Below are 14,132 nucleotides of genomic sequence, written 5' to 3' on the forward strand. Positions count from 1 at the left end.
TTCCTTTTATTAAAATATGAAATAGTTTAATTTAAACTTTTGATTTGAAAATACAAATAAGATGAAAGAAGGTTTAAAAAACCAATATCTGTGGGTCGTGTTTTTCTTAGGATTAATTCTTTTGAATTATCCTGTCTTGGGGATTTACAATATCCCTGAAACTTGGTTTGGCATACCGGTTCTTTACTTATTTGTTTTTGCTATTTGGCTTGGGATTATTCTAATGACTTATCTGATTGTCAAAAAAGTAAAAAAGAAGGATGTTTAGCAATGCGCTGATTATATCGTTCACTTTTGGTTATCTGGCTTTGCTCTTTGCGATAGCATGGTTTTCTGAACGTTCTGCATCAAAAGGCAGAAGGCTTTCAAACCACCCAGCCATTTACGCTTTAACATTGGCCGTTTATTGTACTGCGTGGACTTACTATGGATCCGTAGGAAGAGCAGCAACCAACGGCCTAGAATTTCTCACAATTTATATTGGTCCGAGTTTGATCGCCCCATTGTGGTGGATTGTCATGCGGAAGATTATCAGGATTTCCAAAGTACAGCGGATTTCTTCTATCGCAGATTTTATTTCGAGCAGGTATGGAAAAAATGTCACTTTGGGCGGAGTAGTCACTATCGTTTGTCTTTTAGGCATATTACCTTATACTTCTATTCAGATCAAAGGCATTGCATCTTCATTTCAGATTTTACAAGGTAGTGGGGTTACTGAAACTCTCGCAAACCTTCCTTTCTATCAGGATACTGCCTTTTATTTGGCCTTGGGACTGGCATTGTTTACAGTTTTATTTGGCACCAGAAATATAGAAGCTACGGCGCAACATGAAGGGATGGTAATGGCGGTAGCTTTCGAATCCATCTTCAAATTGATAGCTTTTCTGATTGTAGGAGTGTTTGTTTCTTACTTTGTTTTTGACGGATTTACCGACATCTTCAGCAAAGCCGTAGCTGAAGGATTAGACCATCTTTTTGTAATGCAAGGAGAAAACAGTGCTTCAGAATGGTTTTGGATGAGTGTGTTATCCATGATGGCCATCCTGTTTCTTCCAAGACAATTCCAGATGGGAGTGATTGAAAATACCAACGAAAGGCATGTTGATACAGCCATGTGGCTTTTCCCGCTTTACTTACTATTGATAAATATATTTGTGCTTCCTATTGCTTTTGGAGGTTTGGTACATTTTCCTATTGGAAATTATGAAGCAGACACTTTTGTTTTGGCGTTTCCGATTGCTTTTGATCAAAAATGGCTAGCAATTTTGGTTTATTTGGGTGGATTTTCGGCTGCCACAGGTATGATTATTGTTTCTACTATCGCATTGAGCACAATGGTAAGTAATAATCTTGTGATGCCTTTGCTCCTGATAAATGACCAATTCCAAAAAAGATATCAACATCGGCTTGGCTTGGTTTTGATATGGTCCCGGAGAGTATCAATTTTCTTGATTATTCTAGCTGCTTACCTCTATTACAAACAAATTGCAGGGCAATTCACATTGGTTTCCATTGGGTTAATCTCATTTGTTGGAATAGCACAATTTGCACCAGCGATCATTGGTGGGATTTATTGGAAAAAAGGTGCAAGAATTGGTGCATTGGTGGGGATTTTAGCAGGTTTTTCGATATGGTTTTACACATTGGTAGTACCAACGATGGTGATAGCAGGCTATATATCAGAAGTCCTTTTGAACGAAGGTTTATTTGGTTTAGGTTTTTTGAAACCCCAATCCTTATTGGGATTCTCTGACTTGAGTTACATAAGCCATGGGCTATTTTTCAGTTTGACAATCAACTCAATATTGTATGTCGTCATTTCAATTTTCAGTCAGCAAACTTCCAAAGAGCACAATCAAGCTATAATTTTCGTTGATATATTCAGGTATAGTGAATCACTGGACACCGCAATTGTTTGGAAAGGCCAAGCTTATGTGCCAGATCTAAGAGTACTGTTGATGAACTTTTTAGGTGTCAATAAGACAGATGACGCTCTTCAAGATTTTGTAAAACACACAGGAAAAAAACTTGATGACAAAATATATGCTGATCCCGAATTGGTGAATTATTCAGAGCTTTTGTTATCAGGAATCATTGGCTCGGCTTCAGCTAGGATTATCGTTGCATCTGTAGTCAAAGAGGAAGAAATCAGCATGGAAGAAGTATTGGGAATCCTGAAAGAAGCACGTGAACTGAAGTCATTGAATGATCAGCTGGAGATCAATTCCAAGGAGCTTCAAATAGCGTCGGAAAAACTGAAATCTCTTAATGAATCTCTACAGATCAATGATATGCTGAAAGACGAATTTATATCTACTGTCACGCATGAAATGAGGACACCGATTACCTCCATTCGTGCATTTTCTGAGATTTTGTTGGATCAAGATCTTCCAGAAGCTGATAGAGCAAGGTTTTTGGAAATAATTATACAAGAAACCAAAAGAATGAGCAGGTTAATTGATCAGGTTTTGGATCTTGAGCGCTTTGACTCTGGCAGACAAGAGTTGAATCTCGAAAATTCAAACGTAGATTCACTGATTTTGGAAGTAATTGATTCAATGAAGCACATTTTCCTAGAAAAAGGCCTTCATTTTGAATATAACTTGATAAATTCAAATGTCTTGATCCAAATGGATCAGGATAGGATCAAACAAGTCCTTTTGAACCTTCTGTCCAATGCATCAAAATTTGCCAATTCAAAGGTTATTTTGAAAGCTAAAATAACTGAGAGTCATTTATTGATAAGTGTATCAGATGATGGAAAAGGAATACCAGAGGAAGAATTGCCATATATTTTTGACAAATTCTTTCAGGCTAAGAATCAGACCAGTAAAAAGCCTTTGGGCAGCGGCTTAGGTTTGGCGATTTCAAAAAAAATAGTAGAATATCATCATGGGACAATTGAAGTACGTAGAATATTAAACTATACCTGTTTTGAATTCACACTTCCATTCGCCCAATCGAAAATGAAAATAATTAATTGAAACATTATGAATAAGATTTTGATAGTGGATGATGAACCCAATATTCTTTTGTCACTAGAATACCTATTCAAAAAAGAAGGATTCAAGGTATTTATCGCAAGAGATGGAGAAGAGGCACTAGACCTAATTTCAGAAATAGAGCCTGAGCTGGTTCTACTGGACATCATGATGCCAAAAGTCGATGGCTATGAAGTCTGCAAACACATCAAAGAAGAGCATACTAACATCAAAGTGGTATTTCTCACTGCGAAAAGCAAGCAACAAGATATTCAAAAAGGGCTTAATCTTGGTGCTGATTTATACTTGACGAAGCCTTTTGGAAATAAAGAACTTGTTTCCAAAGTCAAAAATTTATTGAATTGATTAATCAAAAATTATAAACCTAAAATCTTAAATAACCATACCATGAGTGATAGAATTCATACCCTTAGCGGTTACTTTCATGAATATCAAAAATCCGTTACACAACCTGAGGAATTTTGGGCTAGAATAGCTGATTCTTTTCATTGGAAAAAAAGATGGGACAAAGTTCTCAAATGGGATTTTGATGGGCCAGATGTAAATTGGTTTGTAAACGGAAAATTGAATATCACAGAAAATATTCTTGAAAGACATTTATACACATTGGGAGATCGTCCAGCCATTATTTGGGAAGCAAATGATCCAAATGAAGCAGGTCGTACGATCACCTATAGAGAGCTTTATCATGAAGTTTGTCGTTTTTCGAATGCTTTGAAAGCAAAGGGAATTGGCAAAGGTGATAAAGTAATTATATATATGCCGATGGTGCCAGAAGCGGCAATTGCTATGTTGGCATGTGCCAGAATCGGTGCAATCCATTCTGTGGTTTTTGCTGGATTCAGTTCCTCAGCTCTATCTGATAGAATCAATGACTGTGGTGCCAAAGCAGTGTTGACCTCAGATGGAAATTTCAGAGGGAATAAAAAAATACCAGTCAAAGCCGTAGTAGATGAAGCATTAGAGAAATCATCAGTAGAAACGGTCATTGTTTACCAAAGAACAGAACAGGAAGTCACGATGGAAGAAGGCCGTGACTATTGGTGGCACGAAGTGATCGAAGGTGAAGCAGATACAAATACTGCTGAAGAGATGGACAGTGAGGACATGTTGTTTATCCTATATACCTCTGGATCTACAGGAAAGCCAAAAGGAGTAGTGCACACCACAGGTGGCTACATGGTTTATACTAAGTATTCATTTGAAAATGTATTCCAATATTCGCCTGGTGATGTGTATTGGTGTACTGCGGACATTGGCTGGATCACAGGGCACTCGTATATTGTATATGGACCTTTGTTAGCTGGAGCCACTTCAATTATGTTTGAAGGTGTACCTACTTATCCAGATGCTGGAAGATTCTGGGCAGTGGTAGAAAAATACAAAGTAAATCAATTCTATACCGCACCAACAGCTATTAGGGCATTGCAAGCTTACGGAACAGACCCAATTCAACCTTATGATTTGAGTTCCTTAAAAGTGCTTGGTTCGGTAGGGGAGCCAATCAATGAAGAGGCGTGGCATTGGTACCATACACATGTAGGAAAAACAAAATGCCCAATTGTAGATACGTGGTGGCAGACGGAAACTGGCGGAATTATGATCTCTCCAATCGCTGGAATCACACCAACCAAACCTGCTTATGCTACACTGCCACTTCCAGGTGTACAGCTTTGTATTGTAGATCCTGAAGGAAAAGAACTTACCGGCAATTCGGTTGAAGGCAACTTATGCATCAAATTTCCTTGGCCAGGAATGATCAGAACCACTTATGGCGATCATGACAGATGCAAGCAAACCTATTTCTCCACGTACAAGGGAATGTATTTTACTGGAGACGGTGTCAAAAGAGACCATGATGGCTACTACCGCATCTTGGGTAGAGTAGATGATGTGATCAATGTATCTGGCCATAGAATGGGTACGGCTGAAGTCGAGAATGCCATCAACGAACATCCTTTGGTGATCGAATCAGCAGTAGTTGGCTATCCGCATGAAGTCAAAGGCCAAGGAATCTATGCATATGTAATTTGTGATATGACCAACAGGACGGAAGAGAATTTGGTCAATGAAATCAAAGCCACAGTCTCCAAAATCATAGGCCCTATAGCCAAGCCAGATAAAATCCAGATAGTATCCGGGCTTCCAAAAACCAGATCCGGAAAAATCATGCGAAGAATCCTCAGAAAAGTGGCCGAAGGCAATCTTGATAGCATGGGAGACATTTCCACCCTTTTGGATCCTGAAGTGGTCAAGGAGATTATTGATGGGAGGCAGTAATTGATGCTAAGTCATTGCTTTTGGAGGTGAATAGATATTGATTGATATCTGGATCTAATCCATGATTCATTTATATTGAAAAAGGGGCAAATACTAAATTCAAATTTGCTCCTTTTTTGGTATAAACGCATTAAGACAGTGATTTAAACCAAAGTGTTCTATTTGAAAATAGCTGTTAGAAGTATGAAGAATATCTACTATCAACTTATATCTTTACCAAAAGAAGAAATTCTATAAAAAACCCTGAGAAGAATAGAAGCTAAATCAACCAAATTCACAATCAAATGTCCAACGTCATTGTCAATAGGGTAAAAGAGTTTCTCAAACGTTTTCCCCCATTTACATTCCTTAATGATGCCACTTTAGGCTTGGTTGCCAAGGAAGTGGAGGTGAAATATTTTGCCAAAGAAGAATTTCTTTTCCGCCAAGGAGATGCTGCACAGAATTTCTTTTTTGTCTTGAAAGAAGGAATCGTGCAGCTAGCAGAATATAGGGATGGTGTAGAAAAAGTAGTGGAAGTTTGTGACGAAGGTGATGTTTTTGGAGTGTTGGCACTTTTGGGAAAGCGACCATATATATTGAATGCTCAAGCGAAAGAAGATAGCTTAGTCTATGCAATCCCTGTTGGCATATTTGAAAAAATTCTGGAAGAAAACAGCAGGGTAAGTTTGTACTTTGCAGCAGGATTTGCATCGGGTCAGGTAGTGGTAAGATCCGATCTATCCAAATCCCAAAAAGCTAGAAGTGAGTTTAAGGAATTGTCCAAAGACAATGGGTTGTTGATATTTACTGGCCAATCAGACTTGAATTTCTCAACAGATGTACTTTGTTGTTTGGTAGGAAAAAGCATAGGGGAAGCTGCTAAAGCGATGTCTGAGAAAGGGGTAGGATCAGTCATTATAGTCGATGAAAGCAAACACCCACTGGGGATCATCACAGATAAAGACATTAGAAACAAAGTAGTAGCACAAGGTCTATCATACGATACTTTGGTAGAAAAAATAATGACCAATCCTGTCATTACCAAAAGCAAAGATGCAGGCTTTTCTGACCTTTACTTGACCATGATCAAAAATAGGCTTCATCATCTTATTTTCACTGAAGATGGATCAAGCCAAAGTCCAGTCACGGGGATATTATCGGACCATGACATATTATTATCTCAGGGAAATAGTCCAGCAGTATTGATCAATGCCCTGATGAATACTTGGGATATCCATGAAATGGCAAAAGTCAGAAATCGTGCTGAGTTACTCCTGAAGTATTATTTGGAAAATGAGGTAGCGATGGATTTTGTAGCAAATATAATTTCCGAAATCAATGACATCATCATCCAAAGGGCAATCAAAATCGCCAAAAACAAGCATGACCCAAGTTTCCCAGAAGCTTCAAAAGTTAAATTTTGCTTCCTTTCACTAGGCAGCGAAGGACGGGAGGAACAATTACTGAGAACAGATCTGGACAACGCCATTGTCTATGAAGACGTGACTCCAAGTAAAGAGGAGGAAGTACAAAAATACATGTTGCTGATAGCAGAGGAAGTTATCGAAACATTACTGATCTGCGGATTTCAACCTTGCCCAGCAGATATGATGGCCAATAACCCTAAGTGGTGTCAACCACTATCCAAATGGAAGCAGTATTTCTCTGATTGGATCATCAGTCCAAATCAGAAAGCTTTGCTCCATGCGACGATTTTTTTCGATTTCAGACCTGTATTTGGCCACAGGACCTTGGCAGATCAAATGACAGATCATATTTATCAAGAGATTACTGGGAAAACCATTTTCTTGAATTTCTTGGCAAAAAATGCATTACTGAATCCAGCTCCTTTGGGTTTTTTCAGGAATTTCATTGTGGAAAGAACTGGTGAGCATAGGGATAAATTTGATATAAAATTACGTGCCATGATGCCATTGGCAGATATTGCCAGGATTTTAGTATTGAGTCATAAGATAGTTGGGATCAACAATACTTTCAAACGATTCGAAAAACTTGCGGAATTAGAACCTAATCATCAAGAATTGATGCTGGAAGCTGGTAAAGCTTATGAGATCCTTATGCGAATGCGGGCAATAGAAGGGATGCGATCTGATAGTGGTGGTAGGTATATACAGCCGGAGGTTTTGGGTAAATTGCAGCGACAATTACTCAAAAACACATTTGCACCAATAGATGAATTACAAAAAATCATGCGAGTAAGATTTCAATTAGATTATTTCACAAACTGATATGGGTTGGTTAGATTTTTTTACCGGAAAAAAAATATCCAAATCTCCTTTTGTAAAGGAATATGAAGCCTTGTTTGAGAAAAAAACACCCAAACTAAGACCGATTTCCCAGCTCAAATTTGTAGTGTTGGATACTGAAACCACGGGATTGGATACCAAAAAAGATTACATCGTGTCATTTGGAGCTATCAAACTGAAGGGATATAGCATTCATATACAGGAAACTTTTGAAACTTACCTAGATGCCCCCATCCAAAACACTAACTCTGTGAAGGTTCATGAAATTCTCTACCCTATAGAAATTTCACCCTTAAAGGATTTTGCTTCAGATCTCCTTCGTTATGTGGGTTCTGATATTATAGTGGGACATCATATCGGGTTTGATTTGGCTATGATCAATAAGATTTTGAAATCATTTGGCTTAAAAGAATTGCTAAACCCGATGATTGACACCAAGGCATTGGCAATTCGTTTGGAAAAGGGCCCCCACTATGATCCGAGAATGGACAAAAGAGGGGAATATTCTTTAGACAACCTTTGTGACCGCTATGGGATTCCTCTGGATGATCGACACACCGCAGCGGGAGACGCATTCCTTACAGCCCAATTATTGATGAAACTCCTAAAATTAGCAGAGCAAAAGGGCATCAAGAACTTCGGGGAATTGATGGGGTGATTTTCAAATCAATGCCGGACAGTTTCTTTGAAGGCATGTTTACGCATTAAATGTTCATGAATATAAGGAACTTTGCAACAAACTAAAGAAAAAACTGATTTAGCTTAGGTCTGATAATGATTGATAGTAGATACCCTCAAATATTGAAAATAAGTACGCGATCAACCATGGGCTTAAAGCTACTAGCAGAGAAGCGTAAAATAATATAAATGTTTATCAGTGCATTATATGTTGTAAAATTATTGATTTATAACATCTAAAACTTGAAAATCAATGTTAGATGTTAACCAAATTTTTCAATCTTTTAATTACTTCTAAAACTTAAAGTATGGTAAGGTTAATTTGATTTATAATTCAAAGGAATTTTAAAACCTATCCAGATTGATTTTCTGGTTTTCCTTAAGTCAAAAACCCCTGGGTTTCCATTGAATTCCAATGTTGATTTAGTCATGGAAGTCACAGTCCGTTCAATTTGAAAATCCAAGGTTATAAACATGTAATCAATTCCCAAACCTCCAAGGGCGCTAGCATAGATATCTCTAAAATTATTTGTCAAAACTGATCCCAGTTCCGAAATAGGCTCTTCAAAAATCGGAATATCTGGGCCATATTTAACTGTGAAAAACCGATCATGGACAGCAGTAGTGAAAGCTCTTGTTAACTGAACACCACCAAAAACCCTAAGGTAAGGGGCAAAATAAAATCTGTGACCTACAGTAAGAGGTATTTCAACCAGACGGGACTGGTTTGAGAATAACTGCTCGATTTGGCTTCCATTACTAGATTGATAGGGGATATCAACTGCAAAAATTTCTGAATGATATTGTATTCCAGAAGCGATATAATAGCTAGGAAAGTTTTTTCTAATAAAAACCCTAACACCAGGGTTGTCATAAATAAAATCCGAACCAATATTAGTTCTAAAATTATACAAACCTATTTGATTGTATGGATATTGATAGACACTGTTTATCTGTCTTATATTTAGAGTCCCATTGCTTCCAGCTTTTACTCCTGACATACCAACATTAGACCACCAAAAACTACCTTGAACACCCACTTCTATATCTTGTCCAAAAAGAGCGATAGGACTAAACAATAATAAAATCAAAAGCTTTTTCATAATATTGATTTTTAAAGAATAAATTTCAACGAAAGTTTTTTAATTTGACTGTTACTAAAAGTTTTTGCGTAGTGTTGAGTATAAATACTTCAGCAGAAAACATTTAGCGATTAAATACTATTTTCACCATTTTAAAGTAAGTTTATACTGCTAACATAGAGTGAAAAAAGAACACTAAAAGCATCAAAAATATTTTTTTCATAATAATTCCGACATCAAAGAAACTATGACATTAAAGTAGGTAATTATATTTTATAAATAAAATATTGTTCTTTTAAAGTATTGACTTCACTCCTTTTCAAACTTTATGATCTATATCCGCTTTTTTACCACTAGCCAAATAAATTGATAAATTTTAAATCAATTGATACACTAATAACTAATCAACCAATAACTATTATCCGCATGATTTTATTGGGAAATTCACCTACTGGTCTCATTGTAGAAAATCATAAACTTTAAATTCTAAATCAATATTTGATATCCCCATGCCCCCACGAATCGACAAAAAAATTTCTTATTCCCCCACTTTTGACTGTGAAGAGTGGACAAGTTTTTTAAAAAAAACCCTTCCTGAAAACAAAAAGGAGCAAACCCAAAAGGCCTGCTCCTAAATTTTGAAATTTTATAATCTTCCAATCCTCAATCAACCGACCTTCTCGAAAATCCTCCTAAAGCTACAAGCTTCAGCCAATCTTCCCTGAAGTTCAGAGATAGTCACCCTTTCCTGTTCCGTGGTGTCTCTATGCCTGATCGTAACTGTGTTGTCTTCCAAAGTTTGATGATCCACAGCAATACAATATGGAGTTCCTATCAGATCTTGACGCGTGTAGCGCTTACCGATAGATCCAGAATCTTCATAAATGATATTGAAATCATATTTCAATGCATCAAAGATTTCTTTCCCTTTTTCAGGCAATCCATCCTTTTTGGTCAAAGGAAGAATAGCTGCTTTTACAGGTGCAATAGCTGGATGGAATTTCAAGTATGTTCTTTTTTTACCCTCCACTTCTTCATCTACAAAAGCATTGCACAAAGTCATCAAAAACAATCTATCTGCTCCAATAGAAGTCTCGATCACATAAGGAATGTAATTCTGATTGATTTCTGGATCAAAGTACTGCTGCTTTTTCTTTGAGAATTCCTGATGGCTCTTCAAATCAAAATCTGTTCTTGAGTGAATCCCTTCTACTTCTTTGAACCCAAACGGGAATTGGTACTCCAAATCCATTGCTGCATTTGCATAGTGAGCCAACTTCTCGTGGTCATGTCTTCTTAGTTTTTCTTGTGGAATGCCTAAAGCCAAATGCCATTTCATTCTTGTATCAGCCCATTGCTTGTACCATTCCAATTCTGAGCCAGGTCTTACAAAAAACTGCATCTCCATTTGTTCAAATTCCCTCATTCTGAAAATAAACTGACGGGCTACGATTTCATTTCTAAAAGCCTTACCTATCTGTGCAATTCCAAATGGAACCTTCATTCTTGCTGTCTTTTGGACATTGAGGAAATTGACAAAAATTCCCTGTGCTGTCTCAGGTCTCAAGTAGATGGTGGAAGAATCTTCTGCCACAGAGCCTACTTGGGTTGAAAACATCAAATTGAACTGGCGAACATCCGTCCAATTAGTGGTTCCAGATATAGGACATTTGATATCTTCGTTGATGATCAAGTCGCGAACACCAGCTAGATCCTCTGCCTCCAAAAGTCTGCCCATAGCATTGAGCAACTCTTGGGCTTTGGTTTTGTCACCAGCGTTTTCATAAGAAGCCGCTTTTTCTTCGATCAGGACATCTGCTCTGTATCTCTTTTTGGAATCTTTATTGTCAATCATCGGATCGTTGAAACTATCCACATGACCAGAAGCTTTCCAAGTAGTCGGATGCATAAAAATCGATGCGTCAATCCCAACGATATTATCGTTGAGACGGGTCATCGTTTCCCACCAAAGTCTCTTCAGGTTGTTTTTCAACTCCACCCCATAAGCCCCATAATCATAGACAGCTTGCAGACCATCATAGATTTCAGAGGATGGATACACAAAACCATACTCTTTGGCATGTGCAATTATATCTTTCAGTTGCGCATTTTCCGCAGTTTGTTCATTTTTTGCCATAGCGGCAAAATTAAGGAAACTTATCGAGAACTTAAAGGAAAGAAAGTAGGATAAAAAAGGAATTAAAAGCCTTAAAACTATAAAGTAGCAGCCTGTACATGCATCCAATCAAAGTTCCGCTGTCTGCCTAGACTTACCCATCCTTCTTCTTCCCAAATCCTCCACCATGGATCATACTCAGGCATGGCAAATGTAGCTCTATCTCGTCCCCACTTCAGCTGATTGTTGATGGGATCAAAATCAATTGCTATTGCCCAACTATGCATGCTGGGAAGTGTGCCACCTCTGATCGATCTGTCGTTGTAGCAACCCCCAAAATAGTCAAGTCTCAATTCTTGGATTCTTTGATGTCCATAATGATCCAATACTTTCTGAAATACCCTTTCTGCACTCTCTTTTACTTTTGCATGGCATGTGAATCTATTGACTTGTTGATTGGGGTTCCATGCAATTTTAAAAGGATATGGTGTATTGGCAAATACCAAATTACTTCCTTTCAATCCATAAAAATTATTGAACTCTGCGGAATATTGCTTAGGCCAATTGCTGGGCTTATTGGCAATTTCTTCTGGCCTCCAAATCTCAGGTTGCTTTCCTGTTTCAGAGATTTTAAGACTATTTTCATAAGCATATTGTGTATTGGGACCGTAATAGCCGTCAAGCTTGCCAGGGTTTTGACCAAACTGCATGGTGATGTATTGTAGCATCCCTACGAGTTTTCTTCTGTTTGACCAATTTTTTGGGATCTGATCTGTTGCGTCTATGGCTGCCAAAGTCAAAGGGCCGCAATCGCCATCAATTTTCCCTGTGTATAAACCTTTGCCTTTCAGCCAGATTTGCACAAAAATAGTTACTTCTCTGATATTCATGTCTTTATAGTTTATGGTGGAAATCAAAATCAAAAAACAGAAACTAACGTATTATGAGTAAAATTTACTAATAACTTTTCAGAAAAACAACTTATACCATTGATTTACAGCCATTTTGATCAAATTGGAAGATGCAAAAACTAATAAGCGGAAATCTTAAATTAACCAGTGGCTAATTTAAGATTTTGATCAAAAACTTAAATAAGGGAATTCCTTAATTAAGAAAAATGGGATTTTCTTAATTAAGGGCCTACATAGTTTAACATTTTGAATTTTTCGAACCAATCGTAACAAAAAGAAAGAATTGGTTGTGCTTGATACATGAAAAAAGTAAAACTAGATAAAAAACACAAAAAAAAGCGAGACCTAAATCTCGCTTTTTTTTATTTACAAGCAATTTTATTCACTCGAGTAGCATGTCTTCCACCTTCAAATTCGGTCGAAAGGAAAATTTCTGCCAACTCTACTGCCAGATCAAAAGGTATAAACCTCGCTGGAAGTGCCAATACGTTGGCGTCATTGTGTTGCCTTGACAATGCTGCCAAATCTTGGTTCCAGCATAAGGCTGCCCTTATACCTTGGTGTTTGTTTGCAGTAATTGCTACGCCATTTCCACTTCCACAGATTAGGATCCCTTTTTCAAAATCCCCGCTTTCTATCGCATCAGCCAAAGGATGAACGAAATCTGGATAATCAGCAGAAGCATCAGTATAAGGTCCAAAATCCTTGATGATATAACCTGCAGCTTCTAGCTTGGCAATCATATCTTGCTTGTAAGCGTAACCTGCATGGTCACCCCCGATAGCTATTTTCTTTGACATGGTTTTATTGTTGATTTTCTTTAAGTTCTTCTAAAGCCCTTTTCTTTTCCAATCTCTTGGCTATCATGATTCCTGTTTCGTAGAGAACCATAATCGGCATCGCAATGATGATTTGACTAATGACATCAGGAGGTGTAATGATAGCAGAGACTACCAGAATGACTACAATCGAATGTCTCCTGTAAGACTTCAAAGTCGCTGCAGAAACCAATCCCGACATAGATAGGAAGTAGATTACAACGGGAAGTTGGAACATCAATGCTGAGGCCAAGACCAACATAACGACTGTTGTCACATAAGAAGTGATGTCAAACTCGTTGAGAATACTTGGATCCAACTGATAGTTTGCAAGGAAATTGATAGACAGAGGCGACAGGATAAAATACCCAAATGCAGCCCCCATAAAGAACAACAAACTCACAAAGAACACTGCCCCTCTAGCTGCATTTCTTTCCTTGCTATACAATCCCGGACTAATGAACCTCCAAATTTCCCAAAACAAATAAGGGAAAGCAACCACCAAACCTACGACCAAACTGGAAGTGATGTGCATGGAAAACTGCCCAGTCATCTGACGGCTTTGAATTGTGAAAGGCAATTTATCTATGCAAAGTGCGGGGATATTTAGATAATCCGAAACTTTACAAAGCAATTGATAAGTTACAAAAGTAACTTTGGAAGGACCCAAAATCACTTTCCCAAACACAATGCTTTTTGCTAGAAATGCGGCAATAGTAAATATCAAAACTGCTGCTACAGATCTGAGCAAATGCCATCGTAATTGTTCCAAATGATCCAAGAAGGACATCCCTTCTTCTTCCTCGTCTTCTTCTCTATACTGATCTAATGCCACCTTTGATTTTGGTAATTAATTAAATTTTTATCTACCTTCTTACCAATAGCCATTTAATATAATGTTCACACTTTGAAATATGACACTATGGACTGTCGGCTGTTGACGATTATCCGCACGATTACATTTTAGAAATATGTAAGTATTGGTGTAATTGCGGG

The 14,132-nt window shown here is 37.6% G+C and carries 11 protein-coding genes; 6 read left to right on the top strand and 5 right to left on the bottom strand.

What is annotated here, in order from left to right:
* The first annotated feature begins 61 nt into the window (after positions 1 to 61).
* The 6 genes from MM213_RS05945 (at position 62) to MM213_RS05970 (ending at position 8,189) form a co-directional block, all read left to right on the top strand.
* On the top strand, positions 62 to 268 hold the full coding sequence (locus tag MM213_RS05945; protein ID WP_241410556.1) for a hypothetical protein: 207 nt from the start codon (positions 62 to 64) through the stop codon (positions 266 to 268).
* Positions 261 to 2,984 (top strand): sensor histidine kinase, encoded by a 2,724-nt coding sequence (locus MM213_RS05950; RefSeq protein WP_241410557.1) that lies wholly within the window; start codon positions 261 to 263, stop codon positions 2,982 to 2,984. The genes MM213_RS05945 and MM213_RS05950 overlap by 8 nt, the downstream gene beginning before the upstream one ends.
* A 6-nt stretch (positions 2,985 to 2,990) precedes the next feature.
* On the top strand, positions 2,991 to 3,347 hold the full coding sequence (locus MM213_RS05955) for a response regulator transcription factor (RefSeq protein ID WP_241410558.1): 357 nt from the start codon (positions 2,991 to 2,993) through the stop codon (positions 3,345 to 3,347).
* A gap of 42 nt (positions 3,348 to 3,389) precedes the next feature.
* Complete coding sequence (gene acs / locus MM213_RS05960) at positions 3,390 to 5,282, top strand: acetate--CoA ligase (RefSeq protein ID WP_241410559.1); 1,893 nt, start codon at positions 3,390 to 3,392, stop codon at positions 5,280 to 5,282.
* Positions 5,283 to 5,566: 284 nt separating this feature from the next.
* Positions 5,567 to 7,513, top strand: coding sequence for a DUF294 nucleotidyltransferase-like domain-containing protein (locus tag MM213_RS05965; RefSeq protein WP_241410561.1), 1,947 nt, complete (start codon positions 5,567 to 5,569; stop codon positions 7,511 to 7,513).
* 1 nt (position 7,514) lies between these two features.
* A complete protein-coding gene (locus tag MM213_RS05970) occupies positions 7,515 to 8,189 on the top strand; it encodes a 3'-5' exonuclease (RefSeq protein ID WP_241410562.1) in 675 nt (224 codons plus the stop codon).
* 337 nt (positions 8,190 to 8,526) lie between these two features.
* Here the strand turns inward: MM213_RS05970 and MM213_RS05975 are convergent, their stop codons facing one another.
* The 5 genes from MM213_RS05975 to tatC form a co-directional block, all read right to left on the bottom strand.
* The gene (locus tag MM213_RS05975; RefSeq protein WP_241410563.1) at positions 8,527 to 9,312 is read right to left on the bottom strand and encodes a hypothetical protein; all 786 of its coding nucleotides are present in this window, start codon (positions 9,310 to 9,312) and stop codon (positions 8,527 to 8,529) included.
* A gap of 646 nt (positions 9,313 to 9,958) precedes the next feature.
* Positions 9,959 to 11,428, bottom strand: coding sequence for a glycine--tRNA ligase (locus tag MM213_RS05980; protein WP_241410564.1), 1,470 nt, complete (start codon positions 11,426 to 11,428; stop codon positions 9,959 to 9,961).
* Between the two features lie 77 nt (positions 11,429 to 11,505).
* A complete protein-coding gene (locus MM213_RS05985; protein ID WP_241410565.1) occupies positions 11,506 to 12,297 on the bottom strand; it encodes a M15 family metallopeptidase domain-containing protein in 792 nt (263 codons plus the stop codon).
* 383 nt (positions 12,298 to 12,680) lie between these two features.
* Positions 12,681 to 13,118 carry a ribose 5-phosphate isomerase B gene (rpiB, locus tag MM213_RS05990; RefSeq protein WP_241410566.1) on the bottom strand — a complete coding sequence of 146 codons (438 nt, stop codon included), beginning with the start codon at positions 13,116 to 13,118 and terminating at the stop codon, positions 12,681 to 12,683.
* Between the two features lie 4 nt (positions 13,119 to 13,122).
* Positions 13,123 to 13,971, bottom strand: coding sequence for a twin-arginine translocase subunit TatC (gene tatC, locus MM213_RS05995; protein WP_241410567.1), 849 nt, complete (start codon positions 13,969 to 13,971; stop codon positions 13,123 to 13,125).
* Positions 13,972 to 14,132 lie beyond the last annotated feature (161 nt).

It is taken from the genome of Belliella alkalica (assembly GCF_022549785.1).
In the GTDB taxonomy this organism is placed as follows: domain Bacteria; phylum Bacteroidota; class Bacteroidia; order Cytophagales; family Cyclobacteriaceae; genus Belliella; species Belliella alkalica.